Source organism: Candidatus Poribacteria bacterium, from assembly GCA_026706025.1.
Classification (GTDB): domain Bacteria; phylum Poribacteria; class WGA-4E; order WGA-4E; family WGA-3G; genus WGA-3G.
This window is the reverse complement of the sequence record JAPOZO010000031.1, coordinates 1-21,115: the sequence shown is the minus strand read 5'-3', so window position 1 is coordinate 21,115 and position 21,115 is coordinate 1. Positions and strand designations below refer to the sequence as shown.

18 protein-coding genes are annotated in these 21,115 nt (G+C 47.1%); 13 read left to right on the top strand and 5 right to left on the bottom strand.

Features of this window, described 5'->3' with window-relative positions:
• Positions 1 to 519: 519 nt before the first annotated feature.
• The gene (locus tag OXH00_06875) at positions 520 to 1,605 is read left to right on the top strand and encodes a tetratricopeptide repeat protein (protein MCY3740723.1); all 1,086 of its coding nucleotides are present in this window, start codon (positions 520 to 522) and stop codon (positions 1,603 to 1,605) included.
• A 24-nt stretch (positions 1,606 to 1,629) separates the two neighbouring features.
• On the opposite strand, the gene OXH00_06870 is transcribed toward OXH00_06875, so the two are convergent.
• Positions 1,630 to 2,025, bottom strand: a complete 396-nt coding sequence (locus tag OXH00_06870) for a VOC family protein (GenBank protein MCY3740722.1) — start codon at positions 2,023 to 2,025, stop codon at positions 1,630 to 1,632.
• A 480-nt stretch (positions 2,026 to 2,505) separates the two neighbouring features.
• Here OXH00_06870 and OXH00_06865 point away from each other — a divergent pair, with 480 nt between their 5' ends.
• The 3 genes from OXH00_06865 to OXH00_06855 all read left to right on the top strand — a co-directional run bounded on the left by OXH00_06865 (position 2,506) and on the right by OXH00_06855 (position 4,623).
• On the top strand, positions 2,506 to 3,171 hold the full coding sequence (locus OXH00_06865; GenBank protein MCY3740721.1) for a hypothetical protein: 666 nt from the start codon (positions 2,506 to 2,508) through the stop codon (positions 3,169 to 3,171).
• The gene (locus OXH00_06860; protein ID MCY3740720.1) at positions 3,105 to 3,575 is read left to right on the top strand and encodes a hypothetical protein; all 471 of its coding nucleotides are present in this window, start codon (positions 3,105 to 3,107) and stop codon (positions 3,573 to 3,575) included. Before OXH00_06865 ends, OXH00_06860 begins: the two co-directional genes overlap by 67 nt.
• Positions 3,576 to 3,660: 85 nt before the next feature.
• Positions 3,661 to 4,623, top strand: a complete 963-nt coding sequence (locus tag OXH00_06855) for a Gfo/Idh/MocA family oxidoreductase (protein ID MCY3740719.1) — start codon at positions 3,661 to 3,663, stop codon at positions 4,621 to 4,623.
• Between the two features lie 157 nt (positions 4,624 to 4,780).
• On the opposite strand, the gene OXH00_06850 is transcribed toward OXH00_06855, so the two are convergent.
• Complete coding sequence (locus tag OXH00_06850) at positions 4,781 to 5,932, bottom strand: Gfo/Idh/MocA family oxidoreductase (GenBank protein MCY3740718.1); 1,152 nt, start codon at positions 5,930 to 5,932, stop codon at positions 4,781 to 4,783.
• 600 nt (positions 5,933 to 6,532) lie between these two features.
• On the opposite strand from OXH00_06850, the gene OXH00_06845 reads away from it, so the two are divergent.
• Positions 6,533 to 10,234, top strand: coding sequence for a SpoIIE family protein phosphatase (locus tag OXH00_06845; GenBank protein MCY3740717.1), 3,702 nt, complete (start codon positions 6,533 to 6,535; stop codon positions 10,232 to 10,234).
• Positions 10,235 to 10,280: 46 nt separating this feature from the next.
• Here the strand turns inward: OXH00_06845 and OXH00_06840 are convergent, their stop codons facing one another.
• A complete protein-coding gene (locus OXH00_06840) occupies positions 10,281 to 11,171 on the bottom strand; it encodes a DUF58 domain-containing protein (protein ID MCY3740716.1) in 891 nt (296 codons plus the stop codon).
• Between the two features lie 17 nt (positions 11,172 to 11,188).
• Complete coding sequence (locus OXH00_06835; GenBank protein MCY3740715.1) at positions 11,189 to 11,332, bottom strand: YgiT-type zinc finger protein; 144 nt, start codon at positions 11,330 to 11,332, stop codon at positions 11,189 to 11,191.
• Between the two features lie 256 nt (positions 11,333 to 11,588).
• Here OXH00_06835 and OXH00_06830 point away from each other — a divergent pair, with 256 nt between their 5' ends.
• The 3 genes from OXH00_06830 to OXH00_06820 all read left to right on the top strand — a co-directional run bounded on the left by OXH00_06830 (position 11,589) and on the right by OXH00_06820 (position 12,990).
• Complete coding sequence (locus OXH00_06830; protein ID MCY3740714.1) at positions 11,589 to 11,951, top strand: VOC family protein; 363 nt, start codon at positions 11,589 to 11,591, stop codon at positions 11,949 to 11,951.
• Between the two features lie 125 nt (positions 11,952 to 12,076).
• Positions 12,077 to 12,490 carry a VOC family protein gene (locus OXH00_06825; protein MCY3740713.1) on the top strand — a complete coding sequence of 138 codons (414 nt, stop codon included), beginning with the start codon at positions 12,077 to 12,079 and terminating at the stop codon, positions 12,488 to 12,490.
• Positions 12,491 to 12,624: 134 nt separating this feature from the next.
• Entirely contained in the window at positions 12,625 to 12,990 is a 366-nt protein-coding gene (locus OXH00_06820; GenBank protein ID MCY3740712.1) for a VOC family protein, read from the top strand.
• Positions 12,991 to 13,105: 115 nt separating this feature from the next.
• Here OXH00_06820 and metH read toward each other — a convergent pair whose 3' ends face one another.
• Positions 13,106 to 16,780 carry a methionine synthase gene (gene metH / locus OXH00_06815; GenBank protein MCY3740711.1) on the bottom strand — a complete coding sequence of 1,225 codons (3,675 nt, stop codon included), beginning with the start codon at positions 16,778 to 16,780 and terminating at the stop codon, positions 13,106 to 13,108.
• Positions 16,781 to 17,039: 259 nt separating this feature from the next.
• Here metH and OXH00_06810 point away from each other — a divergent pair, with 259 nt between their 5' ends.
• From OXH00_06810 to recA, 5 genes are all read left to right on the top strand, one after another.
• On the top strand, positions 17,040 to 17,420 hold the full coding sequence (locus tag OXH00_06810; GenBank protein ID MCY3740710.1) for a hypothetical protein: 381 nt from the start codon (positions 17,040 to 17,042) through the stop codon (positions 17,418 to 17,420).
• A gap of 97 nt (positions 17,421 to 17,517) precedes the next feature.
• Complete coding sequence (locus tag OXH00_06805; GenBank protein MCY3740709.1) at positions 17,518 to 18,252, top strand: outer membrane lipoprotein carrier protein LolA; 735 nt, start codon at positions 17,518 to 17,520, stop codon at positions 18,250 to 18,252.
• Between the two features lie 32 nt (positions 18,253 to 18,284).
• Entirely contained in the window at positions 18,285 to 18,923 is a 639-nt protein-coding gene (gene pgsA, locus OXH00_06800) for a CDP-diacylglycerol--glycerol-3-phosphate 3-phosphatidyltransferase (GenBank protein ID MCY3740708.1), read from the top strand.
• Entirely contained in the window at positions 18,923 to 19,594 is a 672-nt protein-coding gene (gene thpR, locus OXH00_06795; protein MCY3740707.1) for an RNA 2',3'-cyclic phosphodiesterase, read from the top strand. Before pgsA ends, thpR begins: the two co-directional genes overlap by 1 nt.
• A 61-nt stretch (positions 19,595 to 19,655) precedes the next feature.
• On the top strand, positions 19,656 to 20,717 hold the full coding sequence (gene recA / locus OXH00_06790; GenBank protein ID MCY3740706.1) for a recombinase RecA: 1,062 nt from the start codon (positions 19,656 to 19,658) through the stop codon (positions 20,715 to 20,717).
• The last annotated feature ends 398 nt before the right edge of the window (positions 20,718 to 21,115 follow it).

The following is a 21,115-nucleotide window of genomic DNA, read 5'->3' as shown; positions in this document are numbered from 1 at the left end:
AAGAATAAAAGACCAAATATCTATTTTCATTCCATATCTTTTCAAAGCGGTTTCCCGAAACACAAAACATATCCATCATGGTCCTTGAATTCAAAGGCACGGAGACTGTCGTCGGTGTCCGAGAGGGGTCGTGGAATTCCAATCCACGTGGCTGAAACTCAGCAAACAGCGCATCCGGATCGGAAGTTAGAATGAAAGTGTTCCATTTTGCCACTCATGCCGAGTATGGTTCGGGACTGGATGAATAAATTCGGTTCAGTAGCAGAAATTGGTATTGAAAATGAGTTTCCAAACCGGAAAACTAAACAGCCTTGTTGATCCTTGAAGAAACAGTTGAAAAATTTAGCGTTTTACGGTATACTTATTGTAACGGCTGAACGGACTACAGCACCGCGGGTGATCACGCCTACAACAAAAGCAGTATGAAACAGCGGCTTTATATACTCTGAAACAAATGCGAGAGAGACATAATGGCACAACAAAGACGAAAGAAACTGAAAATCAGAATAGGAGATTGAGATGCAGCACTTAGAGAACCTAAAATCAAAACTCCACCGTTGGCAGCCTATTGTTATTCCTTTAGGTATTGTCGGTTTTGTTTTATTTTTTTTCATGGGTGTTCTATTTCTAATGCAAAGGAATGCAACAGAGGATGCAGTGCACCAAAACGCTGTGTTGACAGGTCAGCTTGATAAAAAGATATCTGAAATTCGTCGAAAAAATCAGGAAATTCAAAGCCTAAATACTTCGGTTCAAACCTTAGCAGATGAAAATGAAACGCTCAGTCAAAAAATTAATGGATCGGAAAACCGAGACAGTGATGGAATTTCTTCGAGAGGAACAACATCTAAGAGTGTAGTAAGTTTGCAGAGACAGCTGGATACACTGAAAGGTGAAAATCGAAATTTGCAGGGTCAACTCGTTAAAAAAGATGCTGAAATCCGGCAGTTACGAAACGACAATGCGACTATGCTCAGCAAAAACCGACCGTTGCAGGGTCAAATAGATGGAGGTGAATCCGGGACTAAAGATCAAAATGCTGCCAGCCAGTTGTTAAAAGAGGAAAAAATAGAGATACAACGTCAAAATCAGAAATTGCGGGATGAAAAAGAGGTGCTCACTGCTCAGAACAAAAGTTTGCGCAACGAGAATACCACTTTACGAAATCAATTGAACAAAACCAGTCAGGAAGATACTAATACGGTAGTTGGCCCAGAACCCCTTAAGGAAATTCAGAATGTTATTTCTGGAGCAGGGTCTCATAATAATCAAGGGGTTATAGCCTTTAACCGTAAAGATTATAACAAAGCAATTGCACATTTCAGAACGGCGATAAAAACGGACGCAAAGCCTGCAATAGTACATTACAATCTTGGGTGTACCTACTTGCAAACAAAAGAGTTTTCCGAGGCTATAAGTTCGTTTAGTGAGGCTGTAGCCATTGATCCTGAATTTAAAGAAGCGTACTACAACTTGGGTTTTGCTCATCTCAGAAGTGGTGCCCGTAAAGAAGCGGAGAGTTCTGTTGAGCGGGCTATAGAAATTGAGGCTAATTATCGGCTCGCCCGAAATCTTTTGAGAGTGATTGAAAACATCCAACAATAGTTTATCAAATCTCAATCTGTCTGTTCAAAGCGGTTTCCCAAAACACAAAACATATCCATCATGATCCTTGAGTTCAAACGCTCGTAGACCGTCGTCGGTGTCTGCAAGCGGTTCGTGGAATTCCAATCCACGCGACTGATACTCGGCAAACAGCGTATCCGGATCGGGAGTAAAAATAAAAGCGTCCCATCTTGCCCACTCGTGTCGGGTATGGTTCGGTACGGGATGAATAAATTCAGTGATATGTTTGAGGAGTATCCGCACGTTATCACGAGACACAATCCCAAAAAACGGGTCATCTTCTGGGACAAGTAGATCTGTCTCGAAACCGAGTTTTTGATTGTAGAAGTCAATCGACGCCGCAAGGTTATCGACGATAAAAAATGGGTAGATTCTCTCAAGTGTTGCGTTGTTTGCCATTGTCCATCCTCCTGATTGTTTTTTCTCCAATATCCTAACAGATTTCCCGCCCGTATTCAAGAAACTAAAAAACTTGACACCTGCACAAATACATGATATAATTATACTATACAGGAAATAGGATTCATGTTTTACCCTGATGTCCTTTACAGGATCCAAGATGTTACACTTCCACCGAATTATTTTTTTCACCGCGGAAAATCGGAAAATAAAACGTCTATAAACCCTTATATCCACTGGGTTCTCTGGTGATATACCCTGTACACCAAATGTTACACTGGTGTAACATTTTTTAACTAAAATGTTACATAACTAAAGTGTATTCATAACTAAAGGTTAAAATTGAATCAAGTCAATAACTCACACGGAAAAATAGCGAAAAAACGTCACATTCCCACGGGCCACTTGACATCTGCACGTCCCAATTGCCGAACATAAATAACTCTGCAGGAACCGAAAATTATTTGACACTCATGGTTGATGTATGGTAAACTGCAACAGCGACATATCAACGAGAATGGAGAGAACAGCACAGACCTTGCATCCGCAATAAGTGTATCCGATATGGCAAGAAAACAGGAACTTCCGGCTTCCAACGCGCGCGGACAATATGATACTGCTTCAAAAGCACTGATTCACCAAAATCCTGAAGACTGGTTGAGATTTAGCCTCGGCATCCCGGAAGCAGAGGTGATTGAGGTGCTTGAAACCGAGCAGCCTACTGTCAAATCCAATCGTGCGGATAGTTTTATACGCGCGAATGTCCACGGCAAAGAAGTTATTGTGCATTTGGAAATGCAAACGCACGACAGCAGAGAGGTACCGATGCCGTATCGTATGGCAGGTTATGCTGGCAGGGGTATTGAGTCTTTTCAGCTGCCAATTTATTCACACGTTATCTATCTGCACCCACGGGCGGGTAGAACAGACCCGGGTGAATATATTCAAGAGATGCAAGATTATGAGATTCGCATCAAATACAAGGTGATCCGCTTGTATGATTTAGAAGGTTCACCGTTTCTGGAAGGAGGGATGAAGGGTTTGATACCTTTTACGCCGTTAATGAAGCCCCTGAAAATATGGAACCTAAAGAATGGATCCGGCAATGCGTTGAAGCCGCCGACTCTGTACCACAAGATGATATAGCAAAGGCGGATTATTTGGCAGATTTAGCGATTTTGGGCGGGTTAGTATTTGATTATCCAACTGTTCGTGAGACCATAATGGAGACGATCATGCAAGAATCATCAGTTATCCAACATTTCCTACAGAAAGGCATTGAACAAGGCATTGAACAAGGCATTGAACAAGGCATTGAACAAGGCATTGAACGCGGAACACGCGAAAGTATTGTTGAGGGGATCCTTGAAAATTTGGAAGTCCGTTTCAATGCACGTAACTTGCAAGTGGTGGCATCAACACTTGAACACGTAGACGACGTGCAACGTCTCAGACAGTTGCGCCGTGAGGCACTACAGACACCGAGCCTTGAGGCGTTCTGGCAAACTTTAGGCTTAATCGTAACGACGAATGGCAACGACTCGCGCTAACCGTCACTGCTTTTGAAGTATCGTAGCGGGTGTTTATAGGTCGCTTTCAGTTACTACCTTTCACTAACCATGAGGAACAGATTTCATGGCAACGCTCAGATGGGGCATACTCGGTTGTGGCGATGTCGCTGAATATAAGGGCGGACCGCCGCTTTATGGTGTTGATGATTCGGAACTCATTGCTGTGATGCGACGAGACCGTGCCAAAGCGGAATCTTTCGCTGAGCGACACGGCGCGAAACGCGTCTATACCGATGTTGACGCACTCCTCGCAGATGATGAACTCAATGCGATCTACATCGCGACGCCGCCGTATCTGCACTGTGAGCACGTTATCCGCACGGCAGAAGCTGGTAAGCACGTTCTCTGTGAGAAACCGATGGCGATGACGGTAGACGAGTGCCAGCGAATGGTGGATGCCTGCCACGATGCCGGTGTCACCTTGATGCTCGCTTATTACCGGAACTTCTATCCGAACATCGTAAAGATGAAGACGTTGATAGATGAGGGGACTATCGGTGATGTGGTGCTTGCGAAGGTGAATCATACCGGTTTCTATAACCCGAATCGACACGACCTAAGCAGTTGGCGGGTGGATCCCGAAATCAGTGGTGGCGGTGTACTGATGGATCTCGGTAGCCACAGGATCTCGCTCCTGCAGTATCTAATGGGGGACATCGCATCTGTGCAAGGTTACGCCGAGGCAGTCCATCTGGACATTGACGTTGACGATTCTGCTGTGTTTACGCTCCGTTTCGAGAGTGGCGCGCATGCCGTTGCGAATATCAATTGGAATGTCGGTGTCTCGATTGACGATGTGGAGGTCTACGGCACAGAAGGGGGTATGCGGTGTTCGCCTTTGAATTCGGGGAATCTGACGCTTGAAACGAAGTCAGAAGGATTGGTTGAACTGCATCAGACTCCGTTGCCGCATACGCATACGGGTCTCGTAGAAGATTTTGTGAATCATCTCAAGACGGGTGAACCGATCCGGTGCTCAGGTGAGTCGGGGTTGCGGACGAATGCAATTATCGCGGAAATAATGTAAGTGTTTTTCTTGATTTGGGTTCGGTGCCGTTGAACGTAGATAGGGAAATAAGTTAAATCATTTGGATTAGACGACGGGCGATGAATCGCCCTACTACGAACGGTTCTGCTTGTAGTAGGGCGTTTGGGGGACGGCACACGGCGTGTGCCTACTACTTTTAACGAATTCGGTTGGATTCTAAAGTCAGCCAATCTCCATAGGCTCTTGGCATCTCTGTTGGCGATTCCAATCCCGATTCTTCACGCCATCGTAGCAATGGGTGCCGCCGATCGGATTGCGGAAGATCAACACGGGTGCCGTAAGCCGCCGACTCAAATATCCCCATCATCATCTCAATGATGTGTCGTCCCTCAGTACCGCTGCACGTATGCGGTCTGCCTTCATCTAAAGCGTTGACATAATCCTCCACGAACCAGTAATCGGCTTCCGAGGCACTACTTTTGGGGTCATAGTGTTCAGGGTAGATAAGTTCCAGCGTTTCCCACTGGTCGTGTGTGCCGTCGGGGAGATAGTGCGGTGTCGGCAGACACCATGCGCCGCCGCTCTTCCAGAAAAGCCGTCCCTCAGTGCCGTAGAGTTCCATAGAATACGCATCGGTATCCATCTTATGAAACCGGTGTTGGAGCAGCGTGCCGGTAACGTGACCTTCATATTGTAATGTCGCGGTGATGTATTCGCCCGCGATCGTTCCCATACCGCTCGGTGAGGGTACAACATCTGTAGGCGTGATCTGTTTTGCCCCCGTCGTTAGGTGTGCGACAACGCTTTCGCAGCGTTTCCCGAAGTGCAGCATATTGTTCAGCATGTGTGTGCCGATGTTCATCAATCCGTAGCCGCCGTAATAGCCTTTCCCGCTGCCGTACATATAGCGCAGTTCACCGATTTTACCTGCGTCAAAAGCGCGCGCGAGTGCCTGCATAGACGCACCAACGCGTCCCTGATGATGCACTGCAACCTGCACGCCTTTCTCTTTCGCTTTAGCGATAACAGCATCCGCTTGCACGAGATCTACGCACATCGGTTTTTCGACCTCAATATTGACCCCGTGTTCCAACACACGCATACACAGATCGTAATGGAACTCCGTGCCGGTCGGGATCGCGACGATGTCGGGTTGCGTCTGTTGGATCATCTCGTCTAAATCCGTGAACCGTGCTGTGACGCTGACTTCTTCGCCCAGGGTATTCAGGCGTTCTTCAATTAGATCACAGAGCGCGACAATTTCTGTGCGTGGATGGGCATGATATGCCCGTGCCGCTGCGCTACCGCGTCCTCTACATCCCAAAATTCCGATCCGATATGTTTTCATGGTTATCTCCTTTCGCACGCTTGATTATCCTTCGTCCGTTTGCCTATACTGTTGATGTTTCCATTGTATCATAATGTATCATAATTCGTTTAAGAGGTCAACGGGTTTGATTTTTCTTGACTTGATTTCTCAAGTCTGTTATTTTTTCAAGATAATAAAATAGGACTTACGCAAGCTGAGCAAATATCGGACGTTTGGACGCAAAAAAGCGATATTTCCCATGTTTTTAACCCCCTAAAGACTCAGAATCAACGGTATGAATGCCTTATGGCATTCCCCGTATGGGCATTCCCCGCCCTTTATCAGGAGGACTTTAAGAAGCAGTTCGTAAGTCCTAAGAAATTATGCCTGATTTTTCTTATTTATTTTATAGTAAAGCACGCAGATAAGTTGACACTCCACGATAACGTTGCCCGCTCGTAGGGGAAACCGGTTGCCCTCGAAGAAACACCTCAGCAAAAACACGCCTACGAGCAACAGCCCGTCCAAATAATTATGGGCTTTACTATAATGCACTAATTCAAAGGCTATTTCTCGGATTCAGTCTTTTTCACAATGGCATTCTAAGTGGTTTTTTTGAACCCTTAAAGGGGGTTTGCAGTGAATAGCTTGATAAAATTTGTATTCATCTTAATTTTATGTTTCTTCATCATTTTTGTTCAATCTTCCTTAGCTTTCGAGCGGTTGGAAACCTATACAGTTGCTGATGGTCTTGTGGGTCCTATAATTCCAGTTATTTTTGAGGACAGTCGAGGGGTGCTTTGGTTCGGTTCTGGTAGGGGCGGGGTCAGTCGTTTTGATGGTACAACTTTTCTGCCTTACATGGCTTCCCCGATCACTTTGGAGGAGGTACCAGCATCTGGCGTTCACGCCGGGGCATTGCTCGGACGGACGCGGCAAATTGTTGAAGATAAGTGGGGACACATCTGGTTTCTTACGCGAGATGATTCAGAAGAAACGGGGCGCGTCAGTCGTTTTGATGGCATTTCCATCAAACTGATAGGAACAGGAAACTTATTAATTGTTGACAACTGGGGCGACGTGTGGGTTAGCGAAAATCGGTGGCTAACGAAGTACGTCACCTCAGGTGTCCAAAAACGTCCGGAGGAACATCGCAACGCAATTGAAGGTAAGGTGCCAGACCAATCGACGGAAGAAACATTGACAATAAAGGTTATCTTTCAAAGCGAAGATGGAACCTTCTGGCTTGGCGGTAGTGAAGGCACACGGGAAAAAAGCGCGGTAATCCTTAGTTTTCGTGAGGCGCATCGGGCAAGCGGAAATAAGAAAGCAGAAACCGAAACATCGCGCATCCAACCGAATATCGGGTTTACGCGTTACGATACCGTTAATGTCGCTGGTGCTATTGAGGCGATAACGGAAGATACTTCCGGGAATCTTTGGTTCGGAGGTTATAACCTGCTCCTGAAGTTTGATGGAGAAACCTTCGACCAGATGCTCCCTTTACGTTCAGGACAAAGCAATCTTGAGCGGTATAGATCTCTCAAGCAAGCCGCATTCGAGACGGACACGAAAGGACGGCTCTGGTTTAGTGATGGTCGTCTCACAAGGTGGTGGGATGGTTCACAACTGCAAACCTCCAGCAATATGCAAGAGGTCTTTAAAATTGAGGACGCCTGGGGAAATTTGTGGTTTACTGATGCGCGGGGTGAGGTACACCAATACGACGCGACGCTTAAGTTAACGCCTTATCGTGTCAGTGGGGGGCTCGGTATTGACCGAGTTCACACCATTTTTGAGGCGATTAACGGGGATTTATGGTTTGGACATGATAATGGCGCGACAGTATTTAACCCGATACCCGCAATTCAGAATCATGGGACCGGCACCGGTAGTAGCGTTCGAGGGAAATCGAATTTTGCATTATGGACAGACATTGTAAAAGTATTTGAAATTGACGGATATATCTGGTTTGTTAACAAACCGATATTCAGCGAAGATGTTACGCAATACACGTTCTTCCGGTACAGAAACGAACTCTTTGATCAGGTTTCGGTCTTTATTAAACCCAGGCCAGGGCACATCAGGAGACGCTCTGATAGGAATCCTAATCTATTTGTTACTGATGGAGAACACCGATGGATGGCTTTTGGCGGGCATATCTTCAAAGCAGACGCGACTGGGTTATCATGGTTTACAAACCACTTCCAGAGAATTCCTTTCCAAACAGATTTAGAAATCGAGCATGCTGAATCCCCTATAAATGCCTTGCATACAGATGCTAACGACAAATTATGGGTGCTTTATGAGAACGGAAAAGTGCAGTCCTATCCAAAAACAATTGGCCCCGCAACTGCTATAAATATTCAGCCGGACACCCTTCCGCGCCTGATTAAAGTCACAAAAATGTTGAAAATGCCATCAGGTGATAAATGGTTTTACAACGCCGTGACTGGGAAGTTGATACGTTGGAATATCTCCGAGCCGCATAAACCAGCAGTGCTCAAGCGAAATTCTAATGCTGCCCCGCTCGGTGTGTGGCAGAACCCGAAAGAACTGTATGGAAAAGTCACTTTCCTCTTTCCAGATGCTCTTAAGACATATCTTGACAAAGAGTTAATCACAACGAATGATATTGAGCTGGCTTCAGTAAACGCGTCCTTGATCTCTCAGGAAGGCGATCTCTGGCTCGCTACATCTCATGGAGCGGTTCGCTATGACGGGAAAAGACTCATAACGTATACAACTAAAAGTACATCCCAGAATCCCAGGAAAGAGAGATTTCTTGTCGATAATGTACAGGATGTGATAGAGGATAGTCACGGGAGTCTATGGTTCGCAACAAAGGGCGGCGGCATCGTCCGCTATGATGGTGAGACTTTTGATACGCTCACTACAAAGGACGGTTTGGCACATAACAACATCTCGAAAATTTATGAATCTGCTGACAAAGATATTTGGTTCGCAACTGAAGGTGGCGTTACACAATATACACCGACGCGCGGTGGACTCCCTTTTTATCGACTGACTGCCCTACAGACTGATAAGACCTACACTGACCTCTCATCCAATATTACCCTACCGGCACGCCGAAACAAGCATATCACCTTTTATGTCCGTGGTATCAGTTCGCTCCGGGAAGACCTCTCCTATCAATTTAAAATAGTCGGGTTAGAGAGTCCTGGCTGGACAGAGCTGTCAGCGGAGGAGTTTTCACTTTTGCCTGCGAGTGTTTCCGGCGTTCTATCTAATAGATGGTTTCCTGCATCCGGATTAGCAACGCAACAACCTACGGACAATGATGGTGTGCATCAGGAATTTCAAAACCAAAATGGTATTCTATGTATACGATATACCGGACTCAAAGCGGGCACCTACAGTTTCATCGTCAAGGCTTTCCGAAAAGATTGGCCCTATACACAGTCCCCCGCCGTGGTCGACTTTAGTATCCCGCCACCCTTCTGGGCTCAGTGGCGAACATATCTCCCGACATTCATGTTCATGACGATTGTCCTCGCGCTTATCGGTAGGTTGTTCATCACCCGAAGGCGCACTGTGCAGCTTCGCAACGAAATGTCGCAAAAGGAGGAAGCAGAAATACAGCGGATCCGTGCTGAGTTGGACGAGGCACAAAACATTCAAATGGGGCTACTCCCTACAGAATCACCAGACACAAAAGGATTTGATATTGCTGGCGTGTCGGTCCCTGCAACGCAGGTGGGCGGCGATTTTTACGAGTACCTGACCGTCGCAAACGGACAAACTGCTATTGCAGTCGCAGATGCCGCAGGAAAAGGATTACGCGGTGCAATGAATGCCGTGCTCACGAACGGGATGCTGCATGAAGTTGCCAGGTTCAAATCCAGGGCAGATGTCATTCTCACTACCCTCAATGCAGGATTAGCACCCCGAATGTACGGACCCAGCTTTGTCGCTCTCAACTTAGCAATCTTGAATGAATCCGAGAAACGTGTTGACTACGCCAATGGTGGGCAACCTTACCCTATTCTCAAAAGAGGTTCTGAAATCATTGAAATCGAAAGTAGTGAACTACCGCTCGGTAGTATGAAGAGTGTTCAATATGAATCTATCACTTTTGATTTCGCTGAAGGCGATGTGCTTATCTTCCATTCCGATGGTCTGATTGAAGCCCTCAACCCTGACGAAGAAATGTACGGGACTGATCGCTTAAAAGCATTGGTTTCCCAAATCCGAAACGAATGTACCGCTGAGGAAGTGATTCAACATATCGTTGAAGATGTTCAGAGGTTTGTTGAAGAAGCAGAACAGTACGATGATTTGACGCTTGTTGTTATCAAACGCGTGTCTGCATCTGGGTAGGGATGTTATTGCCGATGTAGCATCGGAAACGGCAGCGTACGAATGTCTACTTTCGGCGAGATAAGTACGCAGACAGCGCGTAGTCGAAGGGTGTCGCGGTATCCATCTGCACGTAATCGATCTGGCTTGCCCCGCACCCACGACGGTAACTCTGAATAAACCCGTTCAGTTTTTCAAGGTAGTCCGTTTTCAGTGTATCTGCTTGGGTTGAAAGTGTCTCCCCCGTTTCCATATCCCGAAAAACGACAGAGCCGGTATAAGGGAAGGTAAGTTCGGCAGGATCAAGCAGGTGAAAGACGATCACTTCATGTTTCTGGTGGCGGAGATGTTTCAATGCCGAGATAACTTGCGAGGGTTCATCGAGCAGATCCGAGATAACGATGACCAAACCGCGGCGCACAATCCGTTTGGCGAGTTCGTGGAAAAGACTGCTCAACTTGGTTTCCTGACCGGGAGTCGCGTTCTCCAATGCGGACATAATCGCTTGAAGGTGTGTTGCTGCACCCCGTGGTGGAATGTATTGTGTAATGTCCGTATCAAAGAGTGCCAATCCAACAGAATCCCTCTGTTTCAGCATGAGATAAGTGAGCGTCGCCGCGAGGTAACAGCCGTATTCAAACTTCGTCAATCCTTCCTCTGCGTGTTTATAGTTCATTGACGCGCTGGTGTCGAGTAGAATATAGGCACGTAGGTTCGTCTCTTCTTCAAACTTTTTGACGTAATACCGGTCAGATTTCCCGAAGACCTTCCAATCGATATAGCGGATTTCATCGCCGGGCATATATTGCCGGTGTTCCGCGAATTCGACACTGAACCCTTGATACGGACTTTTGTGCAGACCCGTGACGAACCCTTCGACGACGAGCCGTGCGACGAGTTCCATACCGCCAATCCGAGAAAGTGCAACCGGATCTAAATATTTATGAGATGTTTGCATGTTTTTCGTTTACCAAATTAGTCGAAAACGGCGACTGACACTGGGCGTTTTGGCGCGACAGTTTGCTGATTCTGCTTAATACGTTCAATTTCTTTTAGGGTCTGCGCCGTCAAGTATCCCTCACCACAATTCGGACAATGGATCGTAGGCACATTTTCGATGACGAGAAGTGACTCACCTTTGCCATAACTTCGCGAAACATAACGTTAGCGCACCCTCTTCTCCACAAATATCGCACTTCATTGTTTAACTCCTAAATCTTGAAGTTCAATTATAACAAAAATTTGCTTGAATATCAACTGAAATTCAAGGAATAGAAAACTACGGGAGCATGAAAAGATTAATTCGCATTTTGGGTGATGGTTTGGTGTATAATTAATATCAAAGTTCATAATACGCATACTAAGGAGTATCTGAATGGGAAATCCAGTCGTGCATTTTGAAATTGGCGGAAAGGATGTCGAAAAGTTAATCGAATTCTACGGGGCTGTGTTTGCGTGGGACATAATTCCGTTAAGCGATGAATTGCATATTGCGGATCCGGGATCAGACAAAGGGATACAAGGGCATCTATTTCAAGCAACCGAAGAAACGGATTCTGCAAACAACGTCATCATCTATGTGGAGGTTGATGATATACAGGTATGTCTATCACGGGTGGAAAATCTCGGCGGTCAGATCCTTATACCACCACAAGAAATTCCGGGCAATGCAAGCCACTTCGCGATGTTCCGTGATCCGAGTGGCAACAAGATCGGTCTGTTGCAGCGAAGATTGTAAAACCCATACACTGACGAAGTTTGATACCTCGCCAGATGCATGTTATACTGTTAGGGGTAGACATCTTGTAGAGGCATTCCTTGTGGGTGCCAATTATGTTCCATTTTAGAAAGGAAATAAATTTAATGGGAAATCCAGTTGTACATTTTGAGATATCAGGCAAGGATGGCGAAGCATTGAGCGAATTTTATCGTTCCGCCTTTGGTTGGAATATTAACTACAACACGCACGGCATCTATAGTGTGGACCCAGAGTCGGAGAACGGCGTAGATGGACACATCTTTACAACCACCGATGATATGTGCTCTACTAACGGCGTTACAATTTATGTTGAGGTTGATGACCTTCAGGCATCGCTTGAGAAAGCAGAGGGGCTCGGTGGACAGACACTTGTACCGCCCCGGGCGATTCCAAGTGGCATGGGGTCCTTCGCACTGTTTCTCGACCCGAGCGGTAATTGCATCGGCCTATATGCCCCAAGACAAAGCATTCCTCACGAACCACACAGCGGCCACCCGAATCAGAAATCGGAAAATTAACGCGGCAGCAGACTGATAAACTTGATCTAAAACGGTTCCGTTCTAAATGAAAAAATAAATTTGCTTTTTTATAAATATTAATGTATAATTACTTAATATAAAATAATTTTATGTAAAGAAAGGAATTAATTCCAATGGGAAATCCCGTCGTACATTTTGAAATAGCCGGAAAGGATGCGGAATCATTGAGCGAATTTTATAGTTCGTTGTTTGATTGGGATGCAGCCGGCCAAATTCCAGGTGGTGTTTACGGATTGGAACCGGCAGCGGAAAACAAGGTATGTGGACACATACTTCCGACAACCGACGACATGCCTGTCTCCAACTATGTCTCGATTTATGTTGAGGTTGAAGACCTTCAGGCATCACTTGACAAGGCTGAAAGTCTCGGTGGCAAAACCTGTGTACCTCCTACCGTTATTCCGGGAGGCAACGGATCTTTTGCTATGTTCCTTGACCCAAGCGGGAACTGTCTCGGTTTGTATAAACCTGAGGCGTAAATATCGAATCTGCGATCGCACCAATCTGAAATCGCAGCTTTAACGCAGAGACGCACAACAAACAGGACGGTAAACTGAATTTCACCGTCCTGTTTCTTTTTCATTGTAGGGAAACTTAGGTCAGCAACGGTTTTAGCCAGCGTTTCGCCGTTTCGATGTCCATGCCGGTGCGTTCCGCGTAATCCGCAACCTGATCCTCCCCGATTCTGCCGATGCTGAAATACCGCGCCTCTGGATGCGAATAATACCATCCACTCACGGATGCCGCCGGGAACATCGCCAGACTCTCGGTGAGGGAGATACCCGTGTTTTCTGTAACCTTCAATAAGTCAAACAACACCCGTTTCTGGTTATGGTCGGGACAGGCAGGGTAGCCCGGTGCTGGACGGATCCCTCGGTATTTTTCGCCAATCAAGGCATCGTTATCCAACGTCTCGTCAGCGGCATACCCCCAAAGTTTTGTGCGGACGTACTGATGCATCCGCTCCGCGAAAGCCTCTGCGAGTCGGTCTGCCAATGCCTTCGCCATAATGCTATTATAATCGTCCTGCTGCTGCTCAAATTCGGCACAGAATTCAGAGACACCGATACCCGTTGTCACCGCAAACGCGCCGATATAGTCTGACACTGTTGTCACTTTCGGCGCGATGAAATCACCGAGGCTGAGATTCGGCCTCGTGAATGGCTGTTCCGTCTGTTGACGTAGGTGGTACAGTGTACCGATCGCGTCCGTCCGCGCTTCATCCGCGTAGATTTCGGTCGCTTCACCGACACCGCTGGCAGGGAAAAGTCCGACGACAGCCCGCGCCTGAAACCTTTTCTCTTCGACAATGATACGCAGAAGTGTTTCGGCATCTTTTAGGAGTTTGACTGCTTCCTTACCGACGTCCGAATTCTCCAAAATATTCGGGTATTTGCCACGGAGTCCCCAAGTCATAAAGAATGGACTCCAGTCGATGTAGTCAACAAGTTTTGCCAGATCGTAGTCATCAAAAACCGTAACGCCTATCGTAGAAGGTGTAGAAGGACGGTAATTCTGCCAGTCGGGTGTGAATTTCCGTTGTTGCGCGACATCGAACGGTAGCAGGTTCGCTTGTTTGCGGTTTTTTGCACGGTGTTCTCGGATTTCTGTATATTCTTCACGGATTTGTTTGGTGAACCCCTCGTGTCTTTCACTGCTCATCAAATCGCTGACAACGCCAACGCTTCGGGAGGCATCTTTGACGTGAATCGTTGCGCCGTTGTAAGTAGGTTCGATTTGCACAGCGGTATGTATCTTGGAAGTTGTCGCGCCGCCGATGAGAAGTGGGATGCGGAAACCTTCGCGCGCCATCTCTTCAGCGACATACACCATCTCATCTAATGACGGTGTGATGAGTCCACTCAATCCGATAATATCGGCATTTTCTTTCCGTGCCGTCTCCAGAATCTCTTCCGCAGGCACCATCACACCGAGATCAATAACTTCGTAGTTGTTGCAGCCAAGCACAACACCGACAATATTCTTACCGATGTCGTGTACATCGCCTTTCACCGTCGCCATCACAATTTTGCCCCTCGATTGGATAGCCCCTTCCGCTTGTTCTTTTTCAATAAAGGGGATGAGATGCGCGACCGCCTTTTTCATCACACGCGCGCTTTTAACCACTTGCGGCAGGAACATTTTACCATCGCCGAAGAGTTCACCGACGCGGTTCATGCCGTCCATCAACGGGCCTTCGATCACCTGTATCGGCCGTTCGTATGTCAGCCGTGCTTCTTCCGTGTCTGCTTCAATGTATTCGATAATGCCTTCAACGAGTGCATGACTGAGTCGTTCTTTGACCGGAAGTTTCCGCCATTTTCGGCTCACACGCTTCTTTTTCCCTTTCCTTTGCAGCGTGCCAGCGAGGTTGACAAGCCTATCCGTGGCATCTTCTCGTCGGTCGAATAGGACATCCTCCACTGCTTCGAGAAGCGGTTTCGGTAGGTCGTCATAGACGGCGAGCTGCCCGGCATTGACAATTCCCATGTCCATACCGGCATTGATGGCGTGGTAGAGGAACGCTGCGTGCATCGCCTCTCGTACCGTATCGTTACCACGGAAGGCAAAGGAGATATTGCTAACGCCGCCGCTCACCAAGGCATCCGGACAGGTGGCTTTAATCGCCTCACACGCCTCAATAAACGCCTTCGCGTATGTGTTGTGTTCCTCAATGCCGGTTGCAACGGCGAAGATGTTCGGATCAAAGATGATGTCCTCTGGTGGGAACCCGACTGCTTCTGTCAGGAGTCGGTACGCCCTACGGCAGATCTCCACCTTCCGGTCATAGGTATCGGCTTGCCCGGCTTCGTCAAACGCCATGACAATAACGGCGGCACCGTATCGACGGATCAGTCGCGCTTTGGCTAAGAAATCTTCCTCCCCTTCTTTTAAGCTAATCGAGTTGACGACCCCTTTCCCCTGAACGCACGCCAATCCCGCTTCTATCACCTCCCACCGGCTCGAATCCAGCATGATAGGTACACGGCTAATGTCCGGTTCAGCGGCAATCAGGTTCAAGAACTTGACGATTGCGGTTTTGGCATCTAACATGCCTGCATCCATGTTAATATCGATGAGTTGTGCCCCGTTTTCTACTTGGTCGCGAGCAACCTCTAACGCGGTTTCGTAGTCCTCATTTTTAATGAGTGTCGCGAATCGGCGTGAACCTGTTACGTTTGTCCGTTCACCAACGTTAACAAAGAGAGAATCCGGTGTGATGTTAAACGCTTCTAAACCGCTGAGACGGCAGGCGCGTTCTTGTGGTGTCGGTTGACGCGGCGGGTATTCAGCGGCGACTTTGGCAATCGTTTCGATATGTTCAGGTTGGCTGCCGCAACATCCACCGATGATATTGACGAAGCCGTTTTGCGCGAATTCATGCATCCAATCCCCCATTTTCGCTGGTGTCTGTGTATACTGACCGAGTTCGTTGGGGAGTCCAGCGTTCGGGTAGCAGATAACGGGTATGTCCGCCATTTTTGCCATCTCTGCGAGGTACGGACGGATTTGTTGCGCACCAAACCCGCAGTTCAATCCGACAGCGAGCAGGTTGGCATGCCGAACGGAGTTCCAAAACGCTTCAACCGTTTGCCCTGAAAGATTACGTCCACCACCGCCACTTCTGTCAGAGGAGACGATAAGCGGGATATCGATGCCTCGCGTCTCTGAGAGGGTCTGTATCGCAAAGAGGGCGGCTTTGCAATTGAGTGTGTCCATGACGGTTTCGACGAGGAGGAAATCAGCACCACCGTCAATTAAGCCCTCTGCTTGCGTTGTATAGGCAGAAACGAGTTGTGAGAACGTGATATTCCGATAGCCAGGATCGTTGACGTTCGGCGAAATGGTGCAGCTGCGATTCGTAGGTCCCATGCTTCCGGCAACGAAACGCGGTTTATTTGGTGATGTCCATTTATCTGCGACTTCACGAGCGATTTGTGCAGCTGCATAGTTTACCTGATACGCAATATCTTGGAGTTGATAATCCGCCATTGAGACGGATGTGCTGGTAAAGGTGTTTGTTTCGATGATGTCCGCACCTGCACTGCAATAGCTTGCGTGTATTTCTCGGACAATGTGGGGTTGTGTTATAGAGAGTAGGTCGTTATAACCTTTAAGTTCGCAGGAGTGATCTGCAAACTGATTGCCGCGAAAATCTGCTTCTGTCAGCCGATAGGTCTGCAACAGTGATCCCATCGCACCGTCAAGAATTAGTATCCGTTTTTCCAGTTCGTTTTTAAGATATGTTATTCGTTCAGCATCTACCATATTTTTAATTTACCATATTTTTAATTTACCTTGCGGAGGCAGAACATACGTTTTAACGATAAAGTGCGTTCCATAAATCCGCTCTCCATTACATTACGAGCTACGGGTAGAGAAACACTTTGTTAGGCAAAAACATCCTAACAGCCAACTGCTATTTATGCTATCATAGTGCGACATGCGGCCGTCCTATGCATACATTACGTGTTATAATATACCACATCAAAAGCCACTTTGTCCATTTAAAGTCTACGAGATGCCCATGCAAAACCGAAACGAAGAACTGCAACGTTCACCACATTCCCATAAATACGCCATCCATTTTGACATCCTTCCAGAGATTTCTTATCTCAATGAAGACCTCCCGGTTCTCATAGCGGATCTCTTGCCAATTTTTCACGGTTTCCCAGAAGATGTCTGGATTTCTGAAAAATCAGTAGACGAAGGTCTCGATTTCTGTCGGGTTGTTTTCTGGGTATCTGCCGAGTCCCCGGATGCCATCAAAACCTTTGCGAACTGGTTTCAGGCGATATTCCGGGAGCCACCAGTCGCCGAAGTTTTGGAACGGCTCGTCGCGCATGCTTTGGACGAACCCAACGATGCCGAGGTCATTCTGACAAACTGGACACGATTGGCGAGTTAATCGCCAAAAAAATGCGTTGACATCCAAAAATAAAATAGGTATAATATTAGGTGAAAATCAGTTTCCAAAACACGATTTGGAGAAACAGGAGACGGCAATGATCCAACGAACCTATTGGAGTAATGCCTCGGGGAAATCTACCAGATTCCTAAATTTTCTATTCGTGGCGTTGTTCCTTTCTTTGCTGTTTGTTAGTAATGCGTATCCGCAAAATGTTGATGAAATTTTTCAAAATTTCAAACAGGCGTATGACAAATCTGATAATTTTAGCGCGAATTTTGAGGAGACAACGCTGTTTGCGAAGAAAAAAAGCGTTGCGCGCGGGCGAATTGTTTTTAGGAAACCGAATTTGCTCCGTAGAGAGTATGTGGGTCGAAAAGATGCCTCTAAAGTCATCCAAATTACTGTTTTTGATGGGAAGTACGGTTGGACGTATACACCGACGCTCAACCAAGTGAATAAGATGAAATTGAACAACCCAAAAGGTCAGTTATTTCCGGGTATCGGCGCATCGCTTGACGATTTTGAAGCGAGATTTGATATGGTACTTGTTCCTGACGAATTCGCGAATCCGAAAGGTATACACAACATTGAGTTAACCCCTAAAAAGGAATTCGCGAATCCGAACGTCAAGGAGAAGTTTCAAATCTGGGTCAAATCCGATGGATGGCTCCCCGTTCAAGTTGGGCACGAAATTGAACTTGAAGACGGATCCCGCCAAAGCGCAATTGTTAAGTTTTCGGAGATTAAACGAGATAAAAAACTTACACCGGACTTTTTCAAATTTGTGGTGCCTAAAGATGCCGAGGTCATCAATCTTTCCGAAAATTAGAAACTATTTCCGATTATGAGATAATTTCTGATATGTCGGCAATATATATTATGGATTTCGGTACGCTTCTTCGGTTGGCAAATCTCCTAACGATTTTACGGCTATTCTTGATACCGCCCTTCATTTTTTGTTTTCAGGCAGATATGATGGTGCCTGCCCTCGCCATTTTTGTCCTCGCTGCGCTAACAGACAATATTGATGGAAAAGTCGCGCGGAAACAAGGGGTCACCAGTTTCGGGAAGTTTATGGATCCGCTCGCAGATAAGTTATTGATCGGGGCTGCCTTAATCTGTTTAACCCTTTTTGAGGGCATTGATGGTGGACTCGTCCCGATATGGATGGTTGTTATCATTATGGGGCGTGAAGTTCTCGTTACACTTTTGCGAGTTGTTTTCGCTGCAAAGTACGGGCAGGTGGTCTCCGCGAGTCAGTGGGGAAAATATAAAATGACTTCCCAGCTAACTGTCATGATTATCGGTTTAGTTTTGCTCGCGGTCCAGAATGAGCAGACCACTGCATTTATTTTGAAATCCCACGGTCCGATCTATTTTATGATGTATCTACCGTTAGCACTCACAATTGGGTCTGGTGTGGAGTTTCTCGTCAATAACCGCAAAGCGTTATCCGCACTGATTTTTTCAACCCGTTACGATCCAGAAGCAGGTGCCTGATGTCCGCAGCTAAAGGTGATGGAGTCCGCTGTTTTGTAGCGATTGAAATACCAAAACCGGTACAGGCGTTGCTAAAGCCTGTGCAAACACGCCTTCAATCCTTGGGAAAGTCACGCGATCCCTCTGAAGTCGCCCGATCCGGATCATCGGGATGGGTCGCTTCGGCAGATCATCGTGATGGCGTGCTTTCGCCGATTCGCAAAGCTTCGTGGACAAAGCCTGGCAACTTCCATCTCACCCTAAAGTTTCTCGGTGATGTTCGTCCTGAAGCGATAGGTGCTGTGAGTGAAGCCGTTGAAAACGTCGCTGCGACACAGTGTCCATTTTCTATTGAATTCGGGGGTATTGGGGCGTTTCCGACGCTTGCGCGTCCGCGCGTTATCTGGGTGGGTATTAAACACGGCGCAGCGACTGTCTCAAACCTTGCGAAAGCCGTGAACCTTGACCTGAAACATCTCGGTTTTCCAACGGACAACCGCTTTCATCCGCATCTTACACTCGGGCGGCTCAGAAGTCCGGTGAATCTGCAACCGCTAAAAAGTATTCTACGTAAATATGATACAATTGATGGTGCAACGGTGAACGTCAATGAAATCACTGTCATGCAAAGTCAACTTCACCCTAATGGAGCGATCTATACGCCTCTAAACGTCTGTCATTTTTCGGCGTAGTACAACACAACCTGCGGCACTGCCTTTGGTGGTAGGTGCCATAAAGGAGAAACTTTAGAACATGTTAGATGAACAAAAACAGAAAGCTATCGACCAGGCGATCTCACAGGTGGAACGTGAATTCGGTAAAGGTGCGATCATGCGTTTCACAGACAGTGATGTTGTCCCTGTCGAAGCGATCCCGACCGGTGCCCTCTCGCTTGACCTTGCCCTGGGTATCGGTGGTGTACCCCGTGGCAGAATCATTGAGATTTTCGGGCATGAAGGCACAGGAAAGACAACCCTCGCATTGCATATCGTCTCCGAAGTCCAAAAAATGGGAGGCACTGCTGTGTTTATTGATGTTGAACACGCACTGGATACCACCTACGCAAGAAGTATCGGTGTCAACATGGAGAACCTATTGATTGCGCAACCCGATGCAGGCGAACAAGCATTGGAGATTGTTGAGACACTCATCCGGAGCGGTGCTATTGATCTTGTCGTTGTTGATTCCGTCGCGGCGTTGACACCACAAGCCGAAATTGAGGGTGAAATGAGCGACTCGCACGTCGGGTTGTTGCCGCGCTTGATGTCCAAGGCGCTGCGAAAGTTATCCGGTGTTACCAATAAGTCTCAGACGTGTGTTATCTTTACGAACCAGATCCGACAGAAAATTGGAATCATGTTCGGTAACCCGGACACTACACCGGGTGGACTCGCACTCAAGTTCCACGCCTCTGTCCGGTTAGAACTCCGCCGTGGCACGCAGATCAAAGAGGGGAATGAGATTCTTGGAAGCAGTGTGCGCGTCAAAGTGGCAAAAAATAAAGTAGCACCGCCTTTCAAGGAAACGGAATACGACGTTACCTTCGGGAAGGGGATTTCCAAGGAGGGGAATCTCTTGGATATCGCCGTTGATAATGAGTTTATCCAGAAGAGCGGGTCTTGGTTCGCCTATAACGGTGAACGCATTGGGCAAGGTAGATCTAATGCCAAGAAGTATTTGGAGGACAACCCTGACATCGCCGCGGAAATTGAGGCGAAAATCCGGGCAGCAATGAGTATGGCACCAGATGCCGGTGCTGGCGCGATTCCTGAAGACGAAGATGATGTCCACGACACCGTTGAAGTCGCGGAATAATACGAATTTTTTCGCTTTATCACAGTTTCCGAGACTAAGATCTAATCCTGAGTCCGTGTCTCGGAGGTATCCGATACCTCGGACGTGGGGAGCCGGTTTCGGAGACAGTCTCGGCCTCGTGTGTCGGACTAAAGTGTTTTTTCAAAAGGCGTTTGACTTTGGTCAGAAGTTCTGATATAATAGACGCATTTCTTCGGCATAGAAGCCACAATTGATGGTGTGACACCGTGTAGTAGCAAAACTTTATAGTAGCAAAACTTTTAGGAGGCTTATTATGAAGATGTTAAAGCGAAGTTTGGCATTCAGTTGTGTCCTCTTGTTTTTGGGGTTCAATGCGTTTTGCGACGTGTGGTACAGTGAGAATTTTGATAACTTCAAAGATGGAGACATCGCCGGGC